Annotated in this window: 29 protein-coding genes and 1 tRNA gene; 10 read left to right on the top strand and 20 right to left on the bottom strand. The window is 32.3% G+C overall.

The window, feature by feature from the left end; genetic code table 11:
- The first annotated feature begins 143 nt into the window (after nt 1–143).
- From QMG60_RS16300 to QMG60_RS16285, 4 genes are all read left to right on the top strand, one after another.
- Nucleotides 144–218 (top strand) — tRNA-Val (locus tag QMG60_RS16300).
- Between the two features lie 237 nt (nt 219–455).
- Nucleotides 456–1,655 (top strand): PQQ-binding-like beta-propeller repeat protein, encoded by a 1,200-nt coding sequence (locus tag QMG60_RS16295; protein WP_281865660.1) that lies wholly within the window; start codon nt 456–458, stop codon nt 1,653–1,655.
- A 108-nt stretch (nt 1,656–1,763) separates the two neighbouring features.
- Entirely contained in the window at nt 1,764–2,339 is a 576-nt protein-coding gene (locus tag QMG60_RS16290; protein ID WP_281865659.1) for an HD domain-containing protein, read from the top strand.
- Between the two features lie 219 nt (nt 2,340–2,558).
- Entirely contained in the window at nt 2,559–2,954 is a 396-nt protein-coding gene (locus QMG60_RS16285; RefSeq protein ID WP_281865658.1) for a VOC family protein, read from the top strand.
- A gap of 17 nt (nt 2,955–2,971) precedes the next feature.
- On the opposite strand, the gene QMG60_RS16280 is transcribed toward QMG60_RS16285, so the two are convergent.
- Nucleotides 2,972–4,183 (bottom strand): hypothetical protein, encoded by a 1,212-nt coding sequence (locus tag QMG60_RS16280; RefSeq protein ID WP_281865657.1) that lies wholly within the window; start codon nt 4,181–4,183, stop codon nt 2,972–2,974.
- A 124-nt stretch (nt 4,184–4,307) separates the two neighbouring features.
- Here QMG60_RS16280 and QMG60_RS16275 point away from each other — a divergent pair, with 124 nt between their 5' ends.
- The 3 genes from QMG60_RS16275 to map all read left to right on the top strand — a co-directional run bounded on the left by QMG60_RS16275 (nt 4,308) and on the right by map (nt 6,578).
- Nucleotides 4,308–4,877 (top strand): Crp/Fnr family transcriptional regulator, encoded by a 570-nt coding sequence (locus QMG60_RS16275; RefSeq protein ID WP_134141264.1) that lies wholly within the window; start codon nt 4,308–4,310, stop codon nt 4,875–4,877.
- Nucleotides 4,878–4,957: 80 nt separating this feature from the next.
- Complete coding sequence (locus QMG60_RS16270; protein ID WP_281865656.1) at nt 4,958–5,695, top strand: SDR family oxidoreductase; 738 nt, start codon at nt 4,958–4,960, stop codon at nt 5,693–5,695.
- A gap of 118 nt (nt 5,696–5,813) precedes the next feature.
- Entirely contained in the window at nt 5,814–6,578 is a 765-nt protein-coding gene (map, locus tag QMG60_RS16265; protein ID WP_281865655.1) for a type I methionyl aminopeptidase, read from the top strand.
- Between the two features lie 94 nt (nt 6,579–6,672).
- Here map and QMG60_RS16260 read toward each other — a convergent pair whose 3' ends face one another.
- Complete coding sequence (locus tag QMG60_RS16260) at nt 6,673–7,080, bottom strand: VOC family protein (protein WP_057117950.1); 408 nt, start codon at nt 7,078–7,080, stop codon at nt 6,673–6,675.
- 132 nt (nt 7,081–7,212) lie between these two features.
- On the opposite strand from QMG60_RS16260, the gene QMG60_RS16255 reads away from it, so the two are divergent.
- A complete protein-coding gene (locus QMG60_RS16255; RefSeq protein WP_057117951.1) occupies nt 7,213–7,563 on the top strand; it encodes a DUF2200 domain-containing protein in 351 nt (116 codons plus the stop codon).
- Nucleotides 7,564–7,605: 42 nt separating this feature from the next.
- On the opposite strand, the gene QMG60_RS16250 is transcribed toward QMG60_RS16255, so the two are convergent.
- The 15 genes from QMG60_RS16250 to QMG60_RS16180 all read right to left on the bottom strand — a co-directional run bounded on the left by QMG60_RS16250 (nt 7,606) and on the right by QMG60_RS16180 (nt 19,653).
- Complete coding sequence (locus tag QMG60_RS16250) at nt 7,606–8,163, bottom strand: DUF4256 domain-containing protein (protein WP_281865654.1); 558 nt, start codon at nt 8,161–8,163, stop codon at nt 7,606–7,608.
- Between the two features lie 4 nt (nt 8,164–8,167).
- Nucleotides 8,168–8,554: a DoxX family protein gene (locus QMG60_RS16245; protein ID WP_281865653.1), complete on the bottom strand. Its 387-nt coding sequence runs from the start codon at nt 8,552–8,554 to the stop codon at nt 8,168–8,170.
- 5 nt (nt 8,555–8,559) lie between these two features.
- The gene (locus QMG60_RS16240) at nt 8,560–9,027 is read right to left on the bottom strand and encodes an SRPBCC domain-containing protein (protein ID WP_281865652.1); all 468 of its coding nucleotides are present in this window, start codon (nt 9,025–9,027) and stop codon (nt 8,560–8,562) included.
- Between the two features lie 4 nt (nt 9,028–9,031).
- Complete coding sequence (locus QMG60_RS16235) at nt 9,032–9,349, bottom strand: metalloregulator ArsR/SmtB family transcription factor (protein ID WP_281865651.1); 318 nt, start codon at nt 9,347–9,349, stop codon at nt 9,032–9,034.
- A 126-nt stretch (nt 9,350–9,475) separates the two neighbouring features.
- Nucleotides 9,476–10,840 carry a hypothetical protein gene (locus tag QMG60_RS16230; protein ID WP_281865650.1) on the bottom strand — a complete coding sequence of 455 codons (1,365 nt, stop codon included), beginning with the start codon at nt 10,838–10,840 and terminating at the stop codon, nt 9,476–9,478.
- 107 nt (nt 10,841–10,947) lie between these two features.
- Complete coding sequence (locus QMG60_RS16225) at nt 10,948–11,997, bottom strand: linear amide C-N hydrolase (RefSeq protein WP_134141274.1); 1,050 nt, start codon at nt 11,995–11,997, stop codon at nt 10,948–10,950.
- A gap of 221 nt (nt 11,998–12,218) precedes the next feature.
- The gene (abc-f, locus tag QMG60_RS16220) at nt 12,219–13,805 is read right to left on the bottom strand and encodes a ribosomal protection-like ABC-F family protein (protein WP_281865649.1); all 1,587 of its coding nucleotides are present in this window, start codon (nt 13,803–13,805) and stop codon (nt 12,219–12,221) included.
- 202 nt (nt 13,806–14,007) lie between these two features.
- Complete coding sequence (locus QMG60_RS16215) at nt 14,008–14,376, bottom strand: hypothetical protein (RefSeq protein WP_281865648.1); 369 nt, start codon at nt 14,374–14,376, stop codon at nt 14,008–14,010.
- Nucleotides 14,377–14,501: 125 nt separating this feature from the next.
- Entirely contained in the window at nt 14,502–15,434 is a 933-nt protein-coding gene (locus tag QMG60_RS16210; protein WP_057117959.1) for a hypothetical protein, read from the bottom strand.
- Between the two features lie 19 nt (nt 15,435–15,453).
- Nucleotides 15,454–16,305 (bottom strand): substrate-binding domain-containing protein, encoded by an 852-nt coding sequence (locus QMG60_RS16205; protein WP_281865647.1) that lies wholly within the window; start codon nt 16,303–16,305, stop codon nt 15,454–15,456.
- A 58-nt stretch (nt 16,306–16,363) separates the two neighbouring features.
- Nucleotides 16,364–16,837, bottom strand: a complete 474-nt coding sequence (locus QMG60_RS16200) for a DUF4265 domain-containing protein (protein ID WP_281865646.1) — start codon at nt 16,835–16,837, stop codon at nt 16,364–16,366.
- Nucleotides 16,837–17,229, bottom strand: a complete 393-nt coding sequence (locus tag QMG60_RS16195) for a VOC family protein (RefSeq protein WP_281865645.1) — start codon at nt 17,227–17,229, stop codon at nt 16,837–16,839. The genes QMG60_RS16200 and QMG60_RS16195 overlap by 1 nt, the downstream gene beginning before the upstream one ends.
- A gap of 49 nt (nt 17,230–17,278) precedes the next feature.
- On the bottom strand, nt 17,279–18,148 hold the full coding sequence (locus QMG60_RS16190; protein ID WP_281865644.1) for a nucleoside phosphorylase: 870 nt from the start codon (nt 18,146–18,148) through the stop codon (nt 17,279–17,281).
- Nucleotides 18,149–18,259: 111 nt separating this feature from the next.
- Nucleotides 18,260–18,592, bottom strand: coding sequence for a translation initiation factor (locus QMG60_RS16185; protein WP_057117964.1), 333 nt, complete (start codon nt 18,590–18,592; stop codon nt 18,260–18,262).
- 110 nt (nt 18,593–18,702) lie between these two features.
- Nucleotides 18,703–19,653, bottom strand: a complete 951-nt coding sequence (locus QMG60_RS16180; RefSeq protein ID WP_057117965.1) for a 2-oxoglutarate and iron-dependent oxygenase domain-containing protein — start codon at nt 19,651–19,653, stop codon at nt 18,703–18,705.
- Between the two features lie 188 nt (nt 19,654–19,841).
- Between QMG60_RS16180 and QMG60_RS16175 the strand changes: the two genes are divergently transcribed.
- The gene (locus tag QMG60_RS16175) at nt 19,842–21,818 is read left to right on the top strand and encodes a dehydrogenase E1 component subunit alpha/beta (RefSeq protein WP_281865643.1); all 1,977 of its coding nucleotides are present in this window, start codon (nt 19,842–19,844) and stop codon (nt 21,816–21,818) included.
- Nucleotides 21,819–21,885: 67 nt separating this feature from the next.
- Here the strand turns inward: QMG60_RS16175 and QMG60_RS16170 are convergent, their stop codons facing one another.
- From QMG60_RS16170 to QMG60_RS16160, 3 genes are all read right to left on the bottom strand, one after another.
- Nucleotides 21,886–22,857, bottom strand: coding sequence for a zinc-binding alcohol dehydrogenase family protein (locus tag QMG60_RS16170; protein ID WP_281865642.1), 972 nt, complete (start codon nt 22,855–22,857; stop codon nt 21,886–21,888).
- A 77-nt stretch (nt 22,858–22,934) separates the two neighbouring features.
- Nucleotides 22,935–23,510 carry a Crp/Fnr family transcriptional regulator gene (locus tag QMG60_RS16165; protein WP_057117968.1) on the bottom strand — a complete coding sequence of 192 codons (576 nt, stop codon included), beginning with the start codon at nt 23,508–23,510 and terminating at the stop codon, nt 22,935–22,937.
- 19 nt (nt 23,511–23,529) lie between these two features.
- Nucleotides 23,530–23,937, bottom strand: a complete 408-nt coding sequence (locus tag QMG60_RS16160; protein ID WP_057117969.1) for a hypothetical protein — start codon at nt 23,935–23,937, stop codon at nt 23,530–23,532.
- A 70-nt stretch (nt 23,938–24,007) separates the two neighbouring features.
- Here QMG60_RS16160 and QMG60_RS16155 point away from each other — a divergent pair, with 70 nt between their 5' ends.
- Complete coding sequence (locus QMG60_RS16155; protein ID WP_057117970.1) at nt 24,008–24,424, top strand: hypothetical protein; 417 nt, start codon at nt 24,008–24,010, stop codon at nt 24,422–24,424.
- The last annotated feature ends 46 nt before the right edge of the window (nt 24,425–24,470 follow it).

Raw genomic sequence — 24,470 nt, 5'->3', positions numbered from 1 at the left:
TTGTTTTTTAAGGCGCTGAAAAATAGATTGCTAAATAAAAAGATGAAAAATAATTTCATTTTTTTTCTAATTATGCTTGCAAATACAAAATCTAGCTGTATATTTGCACTCGCAATCACAAACGATAGCAGCCTAGTAAAATAGGGCGATTAGCTCAGCTGGTTCAGAGCACCTCGTTTACACCGAGGGGGTCGGGGGTTCGAACCCCTCATCGCCCACAAAAATTCCAAAAACTCCAAAGTCTTATGATTTTGGAGTTTTTTTGCTTTACCTTTTTCTTTTCATACCTCAAATTTCATAAATGTTATAAACATTTTTAAATAGATATATATCCAATAGCCTTAGTACGCGATATAAAATCCTATAATATTTTTTTTATTACATTTGGCAGAGATTGTTTTGTTTAGCAACTTTCTTACTAAACGGAAATCGATTCATCAAACCCAAATCTTAAAATGAAAAAAAAAATAATAACTCTTTTATTTGTCTTTACTGCGATAAATATATTTGGGCAAGCTCCTGCCAATAAAACTAATTATTCTAATAAAGGTTTAAGCGAAAGTGAAATTGTGACGAATAAAGCCATGAAACCGCTTAAAAAGGTTACACTAGACGAAGCATCGATCTTAATTTACGATTATGACGGTTCACTTTTTTCATATGATTTAGAGACTGAAACAATTGGCTGGACTGTAAAAGCTACAGATTCGCATACAGAAATGTGTGCCAATAAAGTAACAATAGCTGATGGAGTTGTTTATGTTCCGTTTATTAATGGTGAAATTTTTGCAATAGATAACGAGACCGGCAGTATTTTTTGGAAATCAAGATTAGGTAATATTACGGATCAAATTGTTTTAAAAGACCAGACTCCAGTTATACACAACGGAAAACTTTATATAACTGCTCAAAACCAAAATCAAGGCAGTAATTTATATGCTCTTGATATAAAAGACGGGAGTTTAGCATGGAATTATAAACTGGATTCTGCAACCAACGAAATTCCAGTACTTTTTTTTGATAACAAAATTTTTACCCAAAGCGGTTCAAATGTTTATAGTTTTGATGCAAATACAGGAAAAGTTCTCAACCAAAAAAACTTTGAGGGAACTATGAACGGAAAACCTGTAACGGATGGTCAAAATATATTTATAGCAAATGATAAAGATGTTCTTTTTGCTTTAAGTCCTGACAAATTAGATATTGTTTGGCAGTTTAAATTAGCTGAAAATCAATACAATATTAAAGAACGCATACTTTGCAATAACAATATACTTTATTTTGGAGCACAAGGAACCAATGTTTCTTCTCTTTATGCTGTTGATTCAAAAACTGGAACTCAGCTATGGAAAACTGATTTTAAAGATGATAATATTGAATACATTATCAAAGAAAATGAGAATATTTGGGGTTACACCAAAAAAGCAAAACTTTTCGAATTAGACTTAACTAATGGTGAAATAGCATTCGAAACTAAATTAACAACTCTGCCTGTTTCAAACATTGAATTTCCAAATGATGATAACTTGTTGTACTATTATTGTGATGCGGGTTTAATTCAATTTGATTTGAGAGAAAAAGACGAAAATGTATATTATATGAGAACTTCTCTTCTGGATAATATCTACACCGCATATCTCAAAATCATTCGATAATAAAAAGCTGTCTTAAATTCTATAAAGTGAAAAAGCTTAAAGTAAAATTGTTGCAGATATTCAAAAAAAGCAATAAATTACATAAAATCTAAAAATTCATTATAGAATATGGGACAACAAAAAGACTGGTCAATAGACGAAATTCAGAATGTTTGGCAATTGGTTTCAAAACTACATGACGGACAAAAATATGGTGGTGTAAGCGAGGGCGAAAGAGTAGAGTATATTAACCATATTGGAAGTGTTGTTTTTGAAGTTTTAAACGCCATTCGATCGACAGAAAATATGAATTCTGATTTGGCTGTTAAATGTGCAATGCTCCATGATACAATAGAAGATACCACGTTTGATTATGAAAAAGTTAATGATTTATTTGGAAGCCAAGTTGCATCTGGAGTTCTGGCTTTAACCAAAAATGATCAAATAACTGATTCATTGGAAAAAATGCTGGATAGTCTTAACCGAATTAAACAGCAGCCTATAGAAATTTGGGCAGTTAAAATGGCCGACAGAATATCAAATTTGTATGAGCCTCCATATTATTGGAATGACGAAAAAAAGCTGAAATATATTGAAGAAGCTGAAATTATTCATAATGAACTGAAAGATGGAAATGAATATTTAGCAAGACGATTAAAAATTAAAATTAAAGAGTATTATCGTTTTCTGAGTACCTCCAATTAATTTTCAGTCAACAAAAAACAACCTCCAAAGAATTCCCTTTGGAGGTTGTTTTTTATAAATTATTTCAAAACGGTCTCTATAATTTTGTTCTACTTCTATAAATGAAAAAGTCTAATAATATCTATATGAGTTAAGATAAAAAAAACTACAAGACAAGTTGTGAATTAGAAATTGATTAACTTAGTATAATTGTATAATTCAATCTAATGAAAATTAATTATGAAAACGAAAATGATCTGGGCAAACTTAGTTTCGCATGATTTGCAAAAAACAATTCAGTTTTATACTGATTTAGGTTTCAAACAAAACGGAAAAGAAACTAACGAATTAGTTAGTTTTGCTTTTGGCGACAATAATTTTATAATCAACTTTTTTATTGAAAAAAGACTTGAAAATGCTGTAAAAGGAAAACTTACCAATACAAAAAACGATAATGAAATTATATTTTCTTTATCGGCAGCAAGCAGGGAAGAAGTAGACCTTTGGTACGCAAAAGTCAAAGAAATTGGCGGAACTATATTTTCAGAACCTGAAAATTTTGAAGCAGGCTATACTTTAGGTTTTGCTGACCCAGACGGACATAAATTCAACTTTCTGTATTGGCCTGGAATGTAGTTTTTTAGAAACTATAGTTACTCTTTGAGCTGAATTACAATTCCTCCAAATCTTGCTTCTTGTGCAAAAAATAATTTACCATCAATTATACAATCACAAAATTGTTCGGTATCATTTTCTTTGATAATTTTTCCATCCTTATTTTTTGTAGTTGCTTTAAAACCGCCTGAGATTCCGAGATTAGAAAACTCAAGTATATTTCCATTAGTATCGTATGCGTCTTTGGAAGCGCATTCTTGACAAATATATTTTGGATAACGTCCATAATAACTCAATGGCTCAGAACAATTGGCACACCATTGTTTTACTTCTTTCTTTTTATACTCATCACTCCAAACGCTTCCTTGCCACTCATTTATTTTTTCATATTCTTTAAATGAAGATTTTTGTTCCCTGCGCAATTCATTCAAATACTCTGTTATATGTTTTGCTAAAACCAATATTTTATGCTCAAAACCATAATGTATATTATATTTTAAATACCATTTTTCGTTTTTGATAAAATCGTTCCAAAATTCATCTATATTAGAATAAACAGCGATTTCATCATATTGTAATGACTGCCAATCTTCTTGTTTTGAAGGAAATATTTCTCCTTTAGACAAAATAAATTCATCATTTACGAAAGTAAGTTTGAAAGTATCAAAAGCATCATAGTAGTACATTATAACATCCTGATCTTGTAACTGATTAATCTGAATCGTATAGAATTCAGCTAAATTTGGTTTAGCATTATATATTCTTATTCGATCTTCTAATTCTCTCTCAGAACGGTATTTACTTTCTAATAAATTTTCATTTTTATCTTCACTAAAAGCGATCGAACGGCTCGAACTTATTAAATTGCCAGAAATATTATCATATAACTCTTCAATGATTGAATCATTATTGTTTTCAGGTTTAAAAACTCTTTGCGTGATCAATTTGTATTTTCCATCTTCGCTTATTATTTCAATTTTATTGTAATTGAAATAATGCTTCCAATCTTCAAACTCTAAAATACGCAAGGTTTCTAAGTCGACTTTATACTGCTTAGTTGGAATAATAGTACCATTATAACCATGATTTTCCCATTTGGTTTCGTCTTTAATGCTTAGAGATACTATTAAGAGTTTAGATTCATAATCAATGAATGTCTGTGAAAATTCCCAACCGGCATCAGGTATTATTTCAAAATCACCATACTCAGATTTCCTTGGACTGAAAAAACTGCTTTTTATTATTTTCATTTTCTATGCAAAAAAAAGATTTTTAACGCAAAGTAAGAATAAAGGGGCGCCTAATAAATTTTATTCAATTCTTTTTTTGCCATATGACAAATTTTGATTAAAAACTTATAACTAACTTTCGTGCATGAAAGAATTAGTAGCATATATATTGCAGTTTGGCAGTTTAAATCAGCACCAGATTGATTTAATTTTAAGCAAAGCCCAAGAAAAAGATATTAGCAAGGATAATTATTTTTCTGAAGCTGGTAAAATTTCCGTGGAAGTTGGTTTCATTATCGAAGGAATCATGAGAGTCTGTTACTACAATAATAAAGGCGAAGAAATTACTAAATATTTTATAGATGAAAATAATCTTGTAGTCGATTTAGAAAGTTTCGAAAACAGTATTTGTTCTTCTGCCTACGTTCAAGCTGTTACCGATTGTAAAATGATTGTTTTTTCTAAAAAAGATTGGGAAGAACTATTAAATACAATTATTGGCTGGGACAAAATAGTTCATAAAATCATCAATAAAGCTTTGATTCAGAAAGTAGCTAGAAGAAGTCCACTGGTTTCAGAAGATGCTACAACACGTTATTTATCTTTTATGGAAATGTTTCCAAAAGTAATTAATCGCGTTCCGCTTTCTTATTTGGCTTCTTATTTGGGTATCACGCAATCTTCTTTGAGCAGAATTAGAAAAAATATCCGTTAAAGTTGCTTTTTGCCAAATGGCAAATGTTTTTGTTTTTTATCAAAGCAACTTTGTAATCAATAATTTAAAAAGATAAAAAAATGGATTCAGTATTAATTACAGGCGCAAATAGAAGCATTGGTTTAGAAACGGCAAAACAACTTTCACAAAAAGGATTGTTTGTTTATTTAGGAAGCCGCGATCTTCAAAAAGGAGAGGAAGTAGTGAACAAACTAACTCAGGAAGGTTTTAATAATATTAAAGCAATTCAGATTGATGTAACAAACGCGGATAGTGTTTTAAGTGCAAAAGAAATTATAGAAAAAGAGCAGGGAAAATTAGATGTTCTAATTAATAATGCTGGAGTTTTAGGAGATGTACCGCAGGATTCTTCAACAACTTCTGTCGAAAAAATCCAACAGACATTTGACACTAACTTTTTTGGTGTTATCAGAGTTACCCAGACTTTTTTAGAATTGCTTAAAAAATCAAAAAATCCGAGAATTAGTAATATTACTTCTGGCTTGGGTTCCCTTACTTTGCACAGCGATCCAGCGTGGAAATATTATGCAATAAAAGCAGTTTCATACGTTTCATCAAAAACGGCTTTAAATGCTTTTACAGTTACTTTGGCTTATGAATTAAAAGATTTAGACTTTAAAGTAAATTCAATTGATCCAGGTTATACCGCTACAGATTTTAATCATCACAGCGGACCTGGAAGTGTAGAAAGTGCGGCGAGTTTTATTATAAAACATACTCTAACCGATGAAAACGGACCCACTGGAAAATTCTTTAGTAATGATATTGAAGATGAAAGCGAAGAAAGTCCTTGGTAATAAAAACTATTTAAAACTCTAAAGTCTTTGATTTTGGAGGTTTTTAATTTAATAATCATCTTAAAAAAAATAAAAAGTGGTAATTTTGATTCAGATTTAATTCTAAAGAAAACAAATTATGTCAATTACAACAGAAGCAGAATTAGCAGGAATGAAAAAAGCGAGTGAAGCAGTTGCACTCACTTTAAAAGAAATGAGAAAATTTGCCAAACCAGGCATGTCAACCAAAGAATTGGATGATTATGGCGGACAAATTCTAAATGATCTCGGCGCTAAATCTGCACCTTATTTGACTTACGGTTTTCCTGGATGGACTTGCATTAGTGTTGATAATGAGTTTTGTCACGGCATTCCATCTGAAACTAGAATTTTAAAAGAAGGTGATTTGATTAATATTGATGTTTCTGCAGAATTAGACGGTTTCTGGTCAGACAACGGCGGCTCCTTTGTAATTGGTTCTGATGTAAACGAACATCAAAAATTGGTTGAAGCTTCGAGACAAATCCTGCACAAAGCCATTCATAATATAAAAGGCGGCGTTCGTATTTCTGATATTGGTTTTTTAATAGAAACTGAAGCTAAAAAAAGAGGATACAAAGTTATAAAAAACCTTACTGGGCATGGAGTAGGGCGAAGCCTTCACGAAGCACCGCACGAAATAGCCAATTATAGAGATCGTTTTAATGTCACGAGATTTAAAAAGAATTCTGTAGTTGCCATAGAAACGTTTATTTCAACAACGTCAACTTATGCGGAGACTTTGCAAGACGGTTGGACAATGGTAGGAAATAAAGGCGGTTTTATGGCACAACACGAACATACAATTGTAGTAACAGAAGGCAAACCAATCATTTTAACCGAAATGAATGAAATCTGGAATTAACCCAAACATAAAACTAAAAAACTCCATTAGAAATAATGGAGTTTTTTTATATCTCAAGATCAACCATTAACCATCAACCATTAACAATTAAAAATTAAATCGGTTCCCAAAGCTCAATTTTATTGCCTTCAGTATCCATTATGTGTACAAATTTTCCATAATCGTAAGTTTCAATATCATCTAAGATTGTTACTCCATTTTGTTTGAGTTTTTCTAAAAGGCCTTCAATATTTTGAACACGGTAATTAACCATAAAGTCTTTTTTAGACGGAGAAAAATATTCATCTCCTTTCTTAAAAGGACACCATTGAGTCGATTCAATTTGCTCTGGATTATCAAGATTTCTCGATTCAAAACTTGCTGAACCCCAATCATTAATTTCTAATCCTAAATTTTTGGCGTACCAATCTTTAGTTTCCTTTGGATTGTCTAGAAAAAAGAAAATACCGCCAATTCCTGTCACTTTTGGCGTGTTGTCGTTTGAATGGTTTTGGTTTTCCATATAAATAGTTTTTTAGTTAGCAAAAATTGACATTAATAAAACAAATCTAAGGTATAAATAATTCTTGTATTGGAGTTTTTTTAGTTTTGAATTATCTTTACCTTAAAACCTAAATTATCTAAAAAGCGTGAAATGAAAAACGAAAGAGTATATAAATTACTATTTTCAAGCGTTTATCCTTTATATATTCAAAAGGCAGAAAAGAAAGGAAGAACTAAAGAAGAAGTAGATACAATAACAAAATGGTTAACAGGATATAGCGACGAACAACTTAAAGCTCAGATTGAGAAAAAGGCAGACTTTGAAACCTTCTTTGCAGAAGCTCCAAAATTGAATCCGAATGTATCCAAAATTACTGGTTTAATATGTGGTTATCGTGTGGAAGAAATTGAAGATCCGCTAATGCAGAAAGTTCGTTATTTAGATAAATTAATAGACGAATTGGCAAAAGGAAAAAAGATGGAAAAGATTTTAAGAGAGTAAAAACAAAACCTCCAAATGAATTATTTGAAGGTTTTAATCTTTCTAAACTCTTAGTAAACCGCGAAAACCTCTTGCAGCATAATAAGATTCTGCACCGTTATGATATACAAAAACGGTATTGTATCTAAAATCAGAGAAAATTGCACCGCCTAATTTTCTTATTTCTGGTGGAGTCAAAATCCAGCTTGATGTTTTGGTGTCAAACTTTCCCAGCTTTTGTAATTCTTTATATTGTTCTTCGTTCAGAATTTCAATTCCCATTCCTTCGGCCATATTTACAGCGCTGTCAGCAGGTTTGTGCTCTTTTCTTTTTTCAAGCGCTTCATGATCGTAGCAGATACTTCTTCGTCCTTTTGGACTTTCTGCAGAGCAGTCAGCAAAAAGGTATTGGTCTGTTTTTTTATCATAGCCAATAACATCTGGTTCGCCTTCCGTTTTTTCCATTTCTTCAAGCGACCATAATTTTTCAGGATTAGCTTTTAGTTTGGCTTCAATTTTTGTCCAATCTAAATCTTTATGACGGTTTTTATTTTGCTCAAAACGTTTTTCAAGCGTACTTAAAATCTCATCCTGTTCGTTGGTTGTCAATACTTTTTTCATTTGATTAACTTTTTAATTCACTAAAACACTTTCTTTCCGCTGGTCTGTAATACCACGAAAAAATAGTCAAAACAATTAATAGGAATGGTCCAAAAAGTTCTTTTGCACCATCTCCACAAGCTAAATGAGAAACTACTGCTCCAGACATTGCAAAGAAGAAACCAGCATACGCCCATTCTTTTAATAAACCAAATTTAGGAATAAGTATAGCAATAACACCTAGTAATTTCCAAACTCCTAAAAGAGTTAAAAAATAAAGCGGATAACCTAAATGTTTCATCATTTCTGTTTCTTCTTTATTCTGGATTAATTGTACAATTCCAGTCGAAGCCATTCCTAGTGCCAGCCAAAGCGTAGCAATCCAGTAAATAATTTTATTTCTTTTAGTCATAATACTTATTTTAGTTTCGTTACAATTTCTTCTAATCTATTATGTGCCATATTTAAACCTTGAGCAAAAGGTAATTTTAATTGGTGTTCTCTATGCTCAATAGATTTGTAAATAATCTGCATGGTTAATTTACTAGTTTCATCTGTTAGTTTTTCAAATTCAAGAAACTCTAATTGAGGCGCAAAATTTGCATTATCCATTTCAAATGTTCTTGTAATTCTTTCATTTAGTACAAAATCATGAATTACGCCATTGGCACTAAACACCACATTTCCGCTGGGATCGCTAGTTTCAAAATGCCATCCTCCGTGTTTTTTGCTTTCCAATTTTAAAACTTTTGTTCCCATCCATTGCGAAACAATTTCTGGATCAACATGCGCTTTAAACAATAATTCTAATGGCAGATCAAATTCTCTAGTGATAATGAGATCTTGCTTACCATCTTCTGCCGTTATTTTTGTCTTTCTTTCCATGTTTTTACTTTTTATGATTTTTCATGATTGATTCTAATTTATTGAAACGATCATCCCACATTTGTCTGAATGGCTCGATGAAGTTGTCAATTTCTTTCATTTTTTGAGGATTTAAATGATAATAAATTTCTCTTCCATTCTGTATTTGGTGTAGTAATTCACATTCATTCAAAATTTTAATATGTTTTGAAATGGTCTGTCTAGACGAATCAAAATTATCAGCAATTGCGCCAGGTGTCATTGCTTGTATGGCTACTAAACCTAAAATAGCTCTTCGGGTAGGATCGGCTATTGCTTGAAAAACATCTCTTCTAATTTCCATTATGCAGTTATTTGACTGCAAATATAGTGAAGTCATTTGACTGCGCAATATTTTTTTTACTTTTTTTAAATAAAAAAACCTTCAAACTATATAATTTGAAGGTTTTACTGTATGTTTTGTAATAACTTAAAGCTTAATCGAATATGTTTCAAATGTATAATCATTTACAGTATATACATTTGTTTTCCACAACAAAATATCATTTAAATAGTTTAACATTACATTGGTAGAAGATCTTGTATCGTAGACTTGGCCATAATCTCCAGTTTCCCATTCTCTTTGATCCGTTTGTTTGATATTTGGAAATTTATCTAATAAGCCAGCTGGAAATTTAAAAGGTTTTAAATTTAAAGTTCCTGTACTTTCTGTACTGTCAAAATTCCAAATATAAGTTATACTATTCGCTGAATATCTATATTTATAAAAGGAAACGAAAGTCCTTAAAAGTTTTTTATCTGGAAAAACAGCGCCATGTTTAAAAGAAAATTTATCTCCATTTTTGGTTATACTATGCCCAGAAAGTTCTTTTACGTTTACAAGTGACGGTACTTCTTTTTTATTACTTTCTGCAACGTAAGAAGTGTTTCCAGTTTTAGCAGAATATACTAATCGCCAGTAATTAATTGGTATTTCGTCGTTACTGCTCACATACCAAATTTTATTACCCTCAATTATATGATTAAATGATCTTATAATATTTCTTCTGTCTGCTTGTATATTATAGGTATACAAAAACATGTTTTCATACGGAACGTTGTTAGCGTCTACCTGTACAGTTTTAATTTCTGCGGGACTGAAATCACTTTTATTTAATGTAATTACATCATTGCTTGTGTAGTTTTGAGTAAGCCTTTTTAAATCTAAATATTTGACGTAAGGTTTATTAGTGTTTTTTTCAAAAAGAAGCAGCTCAGCTCCATATTCCTTTTCTTCTATATCATTCCCTTTAGTAAAAGTGATATCAGCATAAGAATATCCGTTTTCAATTTTACTCCAAGTTAAAGGATTAAAAGTTGCATAACCGCTATGAATTAAATATGCTGTGCTCGAAAATCCGTTTTCTACATTACCATTTCCTTCTCTTTTACCAAAATCTTCAACTTTAAATTTAAAGGTTTTACGATCTGTTTCCTGATAAAGGAAAATATTTCGCAAATTGGTAAAAGTTTGTCCAACACTAATATTTTTGATATGCTGAACTTGCATTCCATTCACCACTTCAAAATATAAAATATCTATTTTGTCACCATTGTATTTTGCTTTCAAATCCCATTTTAAAGAATCTCCCAAACTGCCATAATTTAATAGCTCACCTTCTGGAGTATATGCGGCAAGGTATCCCTTTATGTCTCCGGTATGAGAACTTCCATAATTTACTGAGAATAAAACCTTTGCCTGCTGAACAGGAGAATCTGCATCATCGTTCTGGCAGCTAAAAAGAAATATGACGGAAAAAATACTCAACAATACTTTACTGTAAAATTGTTTCATGGTTTTAGGAATTTGTTTAGGATTAGTTAATCAAATATAACAATTTTGTATGATTTTAATTATAAAACCTAAAAAAACACCAAAAGCATTCAATTTTTTAATTTTATCTAATCCAATCCCGCAAATTGAAACGGTTTCGTTTCTTTAAAATTCAATAAAGATTCACCAGAATAGTTTTCATTATTGGCTAAGCTGAGTTTTTTAATCTTTCCCTTTTCGCTAAAATCTATTTTATTGAATTCAACCCAAATTACATTCGGGTTTAAAACATTATCAAAATAATAAACGAGATTTTTTTGATCTGCAACAGTTCTCCAGCGAGTAGAGGAGATGTTAGGCTCTGTTTCTGAAGCAATTCCTAAAGGAACAGAACAATTTCGAATCACACCGAATACACTTGCCAAAGCTCTTCTGGTGTCATCCGTTTTCGGAATTGCATCAATATAATATGAAGCTCTCACAAAACGATCGGCAGCTCTATTCGTTCCTGGAAGCATAACTGTTCCGGGAATACTTTTCCAATAAGTATTTATAGCCAGCTGTTCGTCAAAAATTGGAGAATTAGTCATTGTAACATATTTTCTATCATGATGAATTACCAATTTTCCATTTATATATTCGAAAATAGCATTATCACCGGTAGCATCAGAAATAGATAAATGAACTGTAGCAAAAATGTCTGTTCCGGGAATATGCGATGACACAATTACGAATTCATTTTTTGCTAATGCATTTACAGCCTCAGAAACGGTCGAGAAATTATCCAAAACATATTGCAGCCATAAAGAAACGGCCAGACCTTTTACTTTTCCGTTTTTTTCAAACTTAGGATATTGAGATTCAACCAGCCATAAAAGATTGCCCACAAGTCCTTTTTCGTTCATTCCGTCTGAAGATGCAATATCCCAAGAGCTCGTAATTACACTTCCATACTTAGATTTCCATTTTACCGAACTAGTGCCGGCTTCTCCCGATCGGTCAATACCACGTGGGAAAATCCACAAATTTGCTGGAATTTCTCCTTTCCAGTCCATTGATCTTGCAGTTATTATTGTACCATTTATGCCTTCGTATACAACTCTTGTACAAGGAAGTACAGTTTCACTTATAAAACAAAAAGTAAGTAAAAGCGCCAAAATTCTGTTTCTTGATTTCATAATTTTTTACCATTCAATTAAACTTGATTTATATATAAATTGCTTGATAGCCAAAACTATTTCTGTAAAGAAAATCTTTCGATGCAATTTACGAATTTTAAATAATGTTTTGTTTATCAGATAAATATAAAAGCAAAAGTTTTAGTGATAACAAAAGACAGTTATCACTAATTGATTCAATAAACAATGAGCAGCGCCAAAATATTTGTAATGCTGCTTATTTAAAGCCAAATTTCTTTTTCGATATTTATTTGTTTTAAAAACAACTGATCGTGTGAAACAACAATCAAAGTTCCCTGATATTCATTAATTGCTGTTGTTAAAATTTCGATATTTTGAATATCTAAATTATTTGTGGGTTCATCCAAAATAATAATTTCAGGAGATTCATTGCTTATCGTTAAACAACATAGCATAAGACGCATTCTTTCGCCACCGCTTAAAGCACTGCATGGTTTATTCCAATCATTTTGAGAGAACAAAAAACGATTTAATCTCATCTTAATTTCATGCTCTTCTAATCCAGAATCATTAAAAAGCTGTGCTTGCTGGTAAATATTTAAATTGCTGTCAAGCAGAGAATAATCCTGATCGATGTAAATTGCTTTTTTACTTAAGGAAGTAACATTTCCCAGCTTCGGGCGCAGCTCTCCAAGAATAATTTTGATTAAAGTAGTTTTTCCAGAGCCATTTGAACCTTTTAGTACCAATCGCTCTCCAGAAAGTATTTCAAAATTTAGATTTTCTTTCCAAAGTAATTGATTTTCATAGCTGTAATTGATTTCATCGGCTTTAAAAAGTGTTTTCCCTTTATGAAAAGCAGCAGTGTTAAAACCAAATTTCATTTGATCTATAGCCGAAAGTGATGATCGAAGCTCACGCAAGTCATTAGAAATATTATCAATTTTTTCTGCATGAACATCTTTTAATTTCGAACTGCTGTTTTCAGCCTTGTTACGAAGCGTATTCATCATAATCCTCGCAACTCCCGATTTTTCTTGTTTCTTTTTGCCCCTAGAATCTAATTTGTTTTGGCGTTCAATAGTTTCGCGTTCTTTTTCCTTGGCTTTTTTGAGTGCTTTTTCTTTGCTCTGGACATCTTGTTCTAAAGCGTTATTTTCAATCTTTTTCTGTTCGTCGTAAAAGTCATAATTCCCGCCATAAACAGAAATCCCATTTTTACTCATTTCTAAAGTTTTATTGAGAATATTCAGTAATGTTCTGTCATGACTTACAACGAGTAAAGTGATAGAAGTAGATCTTATAAAATCATACAGTAAGTTTCTACTAGCAAAATCCAAATGATTACTGGGTTCGTCTAATAAAACCAAATCTGGTTCGTGTATCATAATTCCAGCCAAAAAAACTTTCGTTTTCTGTCCGCCGCTCAAAGTTTCCATTTTCTGGTCAAGGTCTAAATCTTGAAGCTGCCAATACATTAAAGCCTCATTACAGCGTTCTTCAATTGTCCAGTCATCATTTAACAACTCTAAGTTTTCGTCGGTTACAATACCTTCAAGTATTTCTTTAAGTGAAGTTATTTTATCCTTTATGTTTAATGCTTCCGCAATTGTCAAATCATTGAATTGTCCAAATAACTGTGGAACAAAATAAGGTTTAAAATTTTGATTAATTTGCCCTGAAAAGGGGTGAAGATGTCCAGCAATAATTTTTAATAACGTAGATTTTCCAACGCCATTGTTTCCGATCAAAGCGGTTTTATCGTGATTGTTTAGAGTAAAACTAATGTTTTGAAACAGCATGTCTTTATTCTCATGCTGATATGAGATATTTTGAAGAATAAGCATAATTCCTTTCTTTTATAGATAAATAAATTAAGTGACCACAAAATGCGGTTACTTACTAAACTTTTCGAAAGAAATTATTTTTCACATACGTTGTACTTATTTAAAGAGATGCAAAGATATTTATTTTAAAGCAAAAAATCAAAAAGCCATTCTCAGATAAAAAGAATGGCTTTTTGTATTGATATAAACTGAAATGCTTAATTTAAATTTTATTGAATGTTAACTTAGCTTCTTTAGCTTCTAAAATTAATTTATCGTCGGTAATTGTGCTTACACAAGGATAAGGCGTACCAACTTCATCTTTAATAACCAGACTAGTTCCTTTTTTTGTTAATGCATAAGTTCCATCTGTTATTTCTCGAAGTAAAAATCCAGTAACATGACCATCTTCTGTAAAAGTAAGTTCCCCATTGGTTAGAATTACATTTTTAGCAGAATCAGTCATCGGAATTTTGGCTTCGACAGCACTAACTTTCCATGAATTCACTAGTTTATTTCTTTTACTATGACATGAAACCATTAATACAACAGCAATTGTAATTACGAGGGTAAATAATTTAGAGTTTTTCATGATTATGAGGTTAAAAGTTAAACAGGAAAAAGTTACAAAAAAAAATGACATTAAATTATTCGTAATCAAATATTTATAAAGATTTTTTTTACCTGCCATTACGCAAGGCCTTTTCCAGAGAAACTTTAATTAAGAGTCAAAGCTCCTAAAATTTCTTCATACATGAATGGACCGCCGGGATAAGTTGCGGTGTAGTCAAGATTCATCCAAACTTGACCGCGTTCGTCTATATGGTAATGCAGTTTCTTGCCGTAGCTTTCTTTTGGAAAAAGAACGTTTTTAATCAAGTAATTCACTTTCTCCAAATCAATCGTAGAACCAATCAAAATCTCTGGATAAATATGTCCTTTTGTATGAATAAGTCTAGGAGTTCCGCCAATAGATCGAATCGCCGCCGCCATCAAAATAGAATGATCATCACAGTCGCCAGAAAAATAATCTAAAGATTCGCTAGCGGTAGCAATATAATCACCTTCTTTTGGATCGTTAACATAATTCCATCTGCCGTTTATCTCTTTGAAAACTGCAAAACATTGAATAATAGTTCGATAATCTGAATAACCTCTAATTCCTTTAAAATGCTTCGTTGTCGCCATTATAGCAAAATTTCGCACTTTAGGGTTTTGGTATTCTATTGCATTGATAATTTTTGTTTTATTCGGAAAAGGAAGCAGTTTCGCTACAATGATGTCCTGCGGATACGGATTATCAGACATGGTATAAATCATAGAATTATAATCTTCTGAGATTTCGCTGAAACCATAATTCCCAATAACAGTTCCGTAAAACAAAACCAATAAATAAACCGCAATGCACAGAATAATAATCGTTCTGAGATACATCAGCAGAAAAAATATTGCTGTAAAAAGAAAAATAAAGATAAATACACGATCGAGATTGAATGACCATTCTAAATCGATTAAATTTTGATGCAGTATGATGAAAATCGGAATCGTAATCAAAAGACTCAAAATCGAAATAATAATCCTATCCCAGGGTGATTTCACCTGTAGCTTGGATTTTAACTGCGGAAAGTCAATTTTAGGGAATTTCATCATACGAATCAAAAAAGCAGTATTACAGTGCTTTTACGGTTTCTACAAAAATACTTTTTTTATCAATAATTCCCAGATCAAATAATTGATTTTGAATTTTATTAAAGGACTTTTCTGTTAGGTTTTTCTGTGACCATTGTGTTAGTTTCAGCCACTCTTTAATATCTTCAGCTTTTTGGTGAAAAAGTTTAGATAATTTCTCGTCTATTTCTGGAATTTCTTTAAAATCAACCGTTGTTTTGTTGATGATTTCAAGAATTTTCTCTATGATCTTTGGATTCTTTTTCAAGAATTCATCGCGTACCGCAATTACAAATGAAGGCCAAGGAGTAGGGCAGTCGTCAATGCGTCTAAAAATTCCTTGATCTACAAGAGGTTTTGTCATAAAACGCTCCCACATAAAGTAGTCTGCTTTTTTGTTGGTCAGAGCATCAACAGCGCCGTCAATGGTATTTACAATTTCAAATTCTAAATCATCCATTTCCCAGCCTTGCTCATTGGCATTTACATATGCCATTAACTGCGATCCAGAACCAAGTCTTGAGATAGCGGCTTTTTTATTTTTAAGATCTTTTAGGGTTTGATAATCTGATTTTGCAGCAACGTGAATTCCCCAAATTAAAAGCGACTGCACATAAATCTGAACAATCTTACTTGGGTTTCCAGCTGCGATATCTTTTAGAATTCCTTCGGTCAAAATAACAGCTAAATCTGTTTCTCCATCACGAAGCATTTGACACATCTTCCCAGTTCCTTCGGGTACATTTGTCCATTGTAAATCGATGTTCTCTTCTTCAAATTCACCATTTTCTATACATAGATGCCATGGCAAATTGAAGTGTTCCGGAACACCCGCAATTTTGACAGTTTTCATTTATTTTAAGTTTAAGTTAAGTTGCTTGTTTGGTATGCGTATTCTAAAGTTTGTTTGTTTAGTTTTTTAATAAATCTGCTCTGTGTTTTTCTGAAAGACAAGGTTCTGCAAATTCGATAATTTCCTGCGACTCGTATTCGTTCAATAGGCTTCTTACCAATGTATAATCAACATCTTTCGCAATTTCTGCTGCAAAAAAAGTTTCGTTCAATCCTTCCGACAAACAATTTATTGCCTTTAATTTTTCGCGGATGATTTCCTTATCAAAACCTTGTTCTAAAATAGCGATCTGTACAATCGAGTTTCCTGAATTTTGTATTGTTTTTCTATGCATAAAACGTTCTTCAGTTTCATCGAATTCTGCATAAAATATATCGTCTGTTGCAATTAATGGACCAAAAAATGGAATATTATCCAGTTTAAAAAGACCTTTTTCCAGATCTATAATTTCTGCCCACATGGTTTCAGAAACTACTTCGTCCAGATAATCGCTATAGTATTTAAATAGTATTTTTTTATGGGTTTCAGACATTATTCTATTTCGTTTATTATGGCTTTTAATGAGGATATCACTATGCGATAACCATCTGGATCCTGAATCATTTTGCCATTTTCATTCCAATACGGATTAATCGCTGGTATCATTTCAATATTTTTGCGTGTAATTTTATGTATTAAATCGTTGTAATTTGAAATTGTTTTTGGATAAAGTACGATTATATCATCTTCATCAAAGGTATGTTTAGCTTCTATTTCAGACTTTGTAAACTCAAAATGCCAGTCTAAACCTGGCTTTCCTATAAAAATTCCATCGTACTTATTATGTTTTTCAAAACCGCCTAATCGCTCGAAACCTAGAATATTCACATAAAAATCTTCTATTTTTTCTAGATTGTTGGTATGTCTTGCCACTCTCAAAAACATAAGTCAGGATTTTATAATTATCTCATTTTCTAAAAAACAATTATCAAATTTAATTTCCAGCCAGCTTATTCAACGTATAACCAATTAATTCATCAACAGCTTTATATGGATCTGCACTAAAAGTTCCAGAAGCACGATTGGCGATAATAGCATTTAGCGACAACGCATTATGTCCAAGAAGCGCAGAAAGGCCGTAGATTGCTGCAGTTTCCATCTCTAAATTAGTGATTTTAGTTTCATTAAAACTAAAATTATCCATTTTATTATTCAATTCACCATCTTGAATATTCAAACGCAAAACTCTTCCCTGCGGACCGTAAAAACCTCCTGCAGTTGCCGTAATTCCTTTAAATATTCCATTAGATTCGATTAATTTTTCTAATTTTTCAGAACATTTTGTTACATAAGGTTTCCCTTTTCTAGGATCCCAATCGGTATGTTTTACAAAAGCATCTTCTATTTCGGTAATCGACACGTCGTCAATTAAATAGGAGCGAAGCATATTATCTAAACCTAAACCAAATTTTGACATCACGAAGCTGTCTACAGGAATATCTGCCTGAAGAGAACCAGAAGTTCCAATTCGGATAATATTTAGTGAAGTTAAGGTTTCTTTTGGCTCACGCGTCTTTAAATCGATATTAACTAAGGCATCCAATTCATTTAAGACAATATCGATATTATCCGGGCCAATACCGGTAGAAATTACAGAAATTCTTTTTCCTTTATAAATTCCTGTTTGGGTTTTAAATTCTCTTTTTTGAGTAGAATATTCGATTGAATCGAAAAACTGAGTGATTTTTTCAACTCTATTTTGGTCACCAACAAAAATAATGTCGTGCGCAATATGTTCAGGACGAAGGTTTAAATGATAAACACTTCCGTCTGGATTTAGTATTAATTCTGATGATTGGATCATTTTTTCTTTAAGTTGCTAAGGTTCTGAGGTACTAAGTTTTTTTTGTTTCAAGTTTCAAGTTTCAAGTTTCAGGTTGCCTTGAAGAACTTGGAACCTGAAACTTGAAACTTTTTAGCCGCCTACACGTTTGGTTTTAAATCCTTTTTCTTTTAAGATTGCCATAATTTTATCACGGTAATCGCCTTGAATAATAATGGAATCATCTTTAAAGGTGCCGCCAACGCTTAATTTGGTTTTGATTTCTTTGGCTAAGATTTTAAAATCTTCGTCAGAGCCTTCATAACCTTCGATAATGGTTGTTGGTTTTCCTTTTCTTTTCTCAAATTTGCAGATCATAGGTTCTTTTTGAACATAGAGAACATGTTCTTGTTCTTCAACTTGTTCTGGTTCATTTGATTCTACATGATCTGGAAATAAATTCTTTAATTGATCTTTAAAGTCCATAAGTTTTTTATTCTAAAAATAAATCTCAATAAATATAGTTCATAAAAATTAAATTCCAAACTCCAACAGAAGATTGGAATTTGGAATTTTATATTGGAATTTATTTAAGTTTATTTTTTAATTAAACCTAACTCTACTAAACGTTCGTGTAAAAACTCTCCCGCAGAAATATCTTCGAATTTCTTTGGGTTTTCTTCATCAATACAGTTTTCAAGACAATCCAAACGCATATCGCTTACCGGATGCATAAAAAACGGAATTGAATAACGTGAAGTTCCCCATAATTCTCTCGGTGGATTTACCACTTGGTGAATTGTAGATTTTAATTTATTGTTTGTATGTCTTGACAACATATCACCAACATTAATTACCAATTCGTCATCTTCAGCAATGGCATCAATCCATTCACCATTATGATTTTGAACTTGTAACCCTTTACCTTGAGCTCCCATTAATAAAGTAATAAGGTTGATATCACCGTGAGCCGCTGCACGAATAGCATTTTCTGGCTCAGATGTAATTGGAGGGTAGTGGATAGGTCTTAAAATTGAGTTTCCTTCTTTTGCATAGTTATCAAAATAGAATTCGTCAAGACCTAAGTGCAAAGCCAAAGCTCTTAAAACATAAACACCTGTTTTTTCTAATTTTTGATACGCTTCTTTACCAACCGCATTAAAACGAGGTAATTCAGTAACTTCCACGTTATCTGGATATTCCGAAGCCCATCTTGAGTCTTTGTCAACGTATTGACCAAAATGCCAAAATTCTTTTAAATCTCCTTCTTTGCGACCTTTAGCATGTTCTTTTCCAAAAGAAACATAACCTCTTTGTCCGCCGATTCCAGGAATTTCATATTTATGCTTAGTTTCTATTGGCAAGGCGAAAAAGTTTCTAATTTCACCATAAAGTTCGTTTACCAATTGATCATCAAGAAAATGACCTTTTAAGGCTACGAAGCCAATGTTTTCAAATGCACTGCCGATTTCATTTACAAATTTTTGTTTACGTTTCGGGTCGTCCGAAAGGAAATCACGTAAGTCTACACTAGGAATGTTTTGCATACTTTACATTTTATATTTAAGAACAAAAGGTGTCATAAGCACCTTTCGCTAACAAAGGTATAGAATATTTTAGAAAATAATCTTAAGCTCAGACATTAAAAGCAGATTTCTGATTAAAAAAATATTTCAGAATTGAATAAAATTAACGCAAATTGTTATATTTGAAACACTAAAAAACAAAAAAGTAAATGATTTTTTACCGACAAAACCTAACCGACGCTCAATTATTAGACCTCTATAAAAAGTTATTAAAACCCCGATTAATCGAAGAAAAGATGCTGATCTTGATTCGACAGGGAAAAGTTTCTAAATGGTTCTCCGGAATCGGGCAAGAGGCTATTGCTGTTGGTGTTACAGCTGTTTTAGACTCATCTGAATACATACTTCCAATGCACCGAAATTTAGGTGTTTTTACTACAAGAGAAATTCCGCTTCATCGTTTATTTTCGCAATGGCAGGGAAAAGCAAACGGTTTTACAAAAGGCCGTGATAGAAGTTTTCACTTTGGAACACAAGAATATAATATTATTGGAATGATTTCGCATCTCGGTCCGCAGTTAGGAATTGCTGACGGAATCGCCTTAGCGGATAAACTTCAAAACAATAAAAAAATTACTGCCGTTTTTACAGGCGAAGGCGCAACAAGCGAGGGAGATTTTCATGAAGCATTGAATATTGCTGCAGTTTGGAAGCTCCCAGTAATGTTTATTATTGAAAATAACGGCTACGGACTTTCAACGCCGACAAATGAACAATATGCCTGCGAAAACCTTGCTGATAAAGGCATTGGCTACGGAATTGAAAGCTGGATTATTGACGGAAATAATATTGTTGAAGTTTACAATAAATTGTCACAGCTCAAAAAAGAAATGCAGGAAAATCCGCGTCCGGTTTTATTGGAATTTAAAACATTCAGGATGCGCGGGCATGAAGAGGCGAGCGGCACTAAATATGTTCCTCAAGATTTAATGGATCAATGGGAACAAAGAGATCCAGTTACCAATTACAGAAAATATTTGACTGAAAATGGTATTCTAACTTCAGAATTAGACGAGCAATTCCACGCCGAAATCAAACAAGAAATTGACGAGAATTGGGCAATGGCAAATGCCGAACCTGAAATTGAAGCAACTTATAGCGGAGAATTAGATGATGTTTATAAACAGTATGAATATGAAGAATATAGCCATAATTCTGAATTAGAAAATATTCGTTTTATAGATGCTATTCGAAATAGTTTAGAGCAATCTATGTGGCGTCATAAAAACCTTGTCATTATGGGACAGGATATCGCTGAATATGGAGGGGCTTTTAAAATTACAGATAATTTTGTTGATGTTTTTGGAAAAGAAAGAGTTCGTAATACGCCTATTTGCGAAAGTGCTGTTGTGTCAACAGGAATGGGACTATCTATAAATGGTTACAAAGCAATTGTAGAAATGCAGTTTGCGGATTTTGTTTCAACAGGATTTAATCCGATTGTTAATTTATTGGCAAAATCACATTACCGCTGGGGTGAAAAAGCAGATGTTGTCGTTCGTATGCCTTGCGGAGGCGGAACGCAGGCAGGACCTTTCCATTCGCAGACCAATGAAGCTTGGTTTACCAAAACTCCTGGTTTGAAAGTGGTTTATCCAGCTTTTCCATACGATGCAAAAGGACTTTTAAACACTGCTATTAACGATCCAAATCCGGTCTTGTTTTTTGAACATAAATTATTGTACCGAAGTATTTATCAAGATGTTCCTAAAGATTACTACACGATTCCGTTTGGAAAAGCAGCTGTATTAAAAGAAGGAAACGCAGTTACGATAATTACTTTTGGTGCGCCAGTCCACTGGGCTTTAGATACTTTAGCGCAACATCCAGAAATTGATGCCGATTTAATTGATTTAAGAACTTTACAGCCTTTAGATACTGAAACAATTTTTGCTTCTATAAAAAAGACAGGAAAAGCTATTATTTATCAAGAAGATACTATGTTTGGTGGAATTGCAAGCGATATCTCTGCTTTGATTATGGAAAATTGTTTCGAATATTTGGATGCTCCAGTAAAAAGAGTTGCCAGTTTAGATTCGCCTATTCCGTTTACAAAAGCTCTTGAAGATCAGTTTTTGCCGAGAAATCGTTTTGAAGAAGTTTTGCTTGAGCTTTTGAGATATTAAAATAATGAGAAACTAAGATTCTGAGTTAAAAAAACTTAGAATCTTAGCATCTTAGAGCCTTAGTATCTTAAATAAGAACCACTAATCTTTTTCCGTCAACAACTTCGGCATTCCACATTTTTTCAATATCTGATAAATTCACTTTTTCAATATTTACTTTTAGTATATTTTTAGAAGCCAAAAGAAACATTTCTGGAAGTATTTCAGAAAATAATAATTTCACTTCATCCTTTGTCCAGCTTCCTAAACCCGATCCTGATAACTGCAAATCAACGCTTCTTAGAATTTGCGCAGATAATTGAATCGTATCTCCAGACATAGAACCAACAGAAACGTATCTTGTTTTAGGTGTAAAATTTCCATTTCCTTTTAAAACTGAAAGAATAAGTTCAGCCGATTGTCCCCATAAATAATCAATGACAATATCAATAGGAGAGTTTTGATGAATTTGTTTTAACTGATTAATAATAGATTCGTCTTTTTGTTTTAGAGAAACAATCTCGTCAGCGCCTAATTCTAAAAGACTTTGAAGTGTCTTTTCGTTTCTTCCAGTAACAATTATTTTCTTTGCTCCATAATGTTTAGCAATTTGTATCGCCATTTGGCCTGTAAACCCTGTTGCTCCATTTATTAAAACCGTTTCACCAGGTTTTATTCCTGCTCTAAATCGAAGTGCCATTGCCGAGCCGGCAACCGCATTAGGCAATGTTGCGGCCGCCGCATCGTCAATTCCGTCAGGCAATACAACCATTCTGCTTTTTTCTACTAAAGCTTTTTCAGCAATTGTTCCAGAAATTCCGCGTGCATAAAGTCTTGTGCCGTTTTCCAAAACTCCAACAGCATCACTGCCGACTACAAATCCATTTTGATTTTCATTTTCTGAAGAATAATGATCTCCGCTGGCAATTCCTTTGTCTAAATTGGTAATCGCAACGGCTTTAACCGAAATTAAAACCTCGTTTTCATTTGATACAATTGGTTCTGCAAAATCTGCATATTTGGGTAATTCGCCTTTTTTATAAACTACTGCTGCTTTCATAATTATTAAATTTTATGAAGCAAAATTATAGAGCCATTTGCGGGAAGACGATAACATTTGTTATCAAATGAAAAGAGCTATTTATTTTGAAGCAGTTTACTTTTTATCCGGCTTAAATGAACTGTACTCACACCCAAATAAGAAGCAATATAATGCTGTGGCACTCTTTGTACTATTTGAGGTTTTTCTTCAATTAAACTAAGATAACGCTGAGCAGGAGAATCTTTTAGAAATGAGAAAAAATGTTTCATATAATCAAATGTTCTCTGAAAAAGCATATTAATTAATCGGTCTCGCAGTTCTGGAATTTCCTTTATTTCTTCAATTATGGTATCAACATCTTCTTTATGAATCCACCATAAAACAGAAGGTTCGATTGTTTCTATAAAAACCGGACTCGGAAATTTTTTCATAAAACTTTCAATAGAAGAAACGCTTTGATTTTCGAAAAAGAACTGCGAAGTCAGATCTTTTCCGTTATGATTGAACCAAACACGAATACAGCCTTTTTCGATAACAAAAAGTTTTTTTGAAATTTCCCCTTCTTCTAAAAGAGTTGTTTTGGCAGCAACTTCAATGCGATTGAAATAATTGGTGTATTCAATCCATTTTTCATCGGTTACAGGGAATTTATTTCGGAATTGGTCGAACATTAATTTTTCAATTTAAATTCTACTTCGAATCCGATTCTACTTCAAACAGCTGCACTTGATTTTTCAAACGATCTATCAACAAATTCATCATTCTTTTATTTAAACTTGAAGAATTTTGAATATAAGTATCGTATTCTTGAATGGTGAAAAGCGCCATTACAATTCCTTTTAAAGAATTTCTGAATTTAATATCTTTTTGAATTGAATTTTCAATTGTCTGCAGTTTCCTTTCAACAGAATACGAATAAAAATCTGGTTTGTTTTTATTCACATAATTTATAAAAACCGCTACAAAAAGGTCGTTTTGAAGCTTTAAAATAGGTCGAATGGTTTGATTTTGAAAGATCTCATCTGGAGAAGATTGAGCACTTACAGTTCCTAAAGTTTCGCCTCTGAATTCTTTTAAAAAAGTGTCTCTATCTGCCATGTTTTTTCTTTAAAGTTAAATAAATAATCCCACAGTAAAAACCTATTTTTGTTTTTTATAAAATAAAAATATGCGATTATTTCTATTTCTGAGCGTACTGCTAGTTTCCTGCAATTCAAAAGAAGATAAAGATAAATATAATCATGCCCTTTATCGTGCTGTAAACAATAAAGATACTGCGGTTTTAGATATTCATATGAACGACAAACGTTTTTATGGACGATATGAAATTTCGCGTTACGGATATGGAAAAGATTCTGGTGACGTAAGAGGTGATCTTAAAGGCGATACACTTCGAGGCGATTATCATTATATTTCTTTTGGCGGAAGCTGGAAAAGAGTTCCACTGGCACTTTTAAAGAAGGATAACAAACTTTACTTAGGAAAAGGTGTTATCGGAACTTACTTCAATCTTCCCTGTTTTGTACCTGGAGTTCCAATTGAGTACAATAACTCAGAGTTTATTTTTGAGAGAATAGAGGAGTAGGGGATTTGTTTCAGGTTTCAGGTTTCAGGTTTCAGGTTTCAGGTTT

Source organism: Flavobacterium sp. GSB-24, assembly GCF_027924665.1.
Taxonomy (GTDB): Bacteria; Bacteroidota; Bacteroidia; order Flavobacteriales; family Flavobacteriaceae; genus Flavobacterium.
Note: the sequence above shows the minus strand (reverse complement) of the source record. Positions and strands in the feature narration are given on the sequence as shown.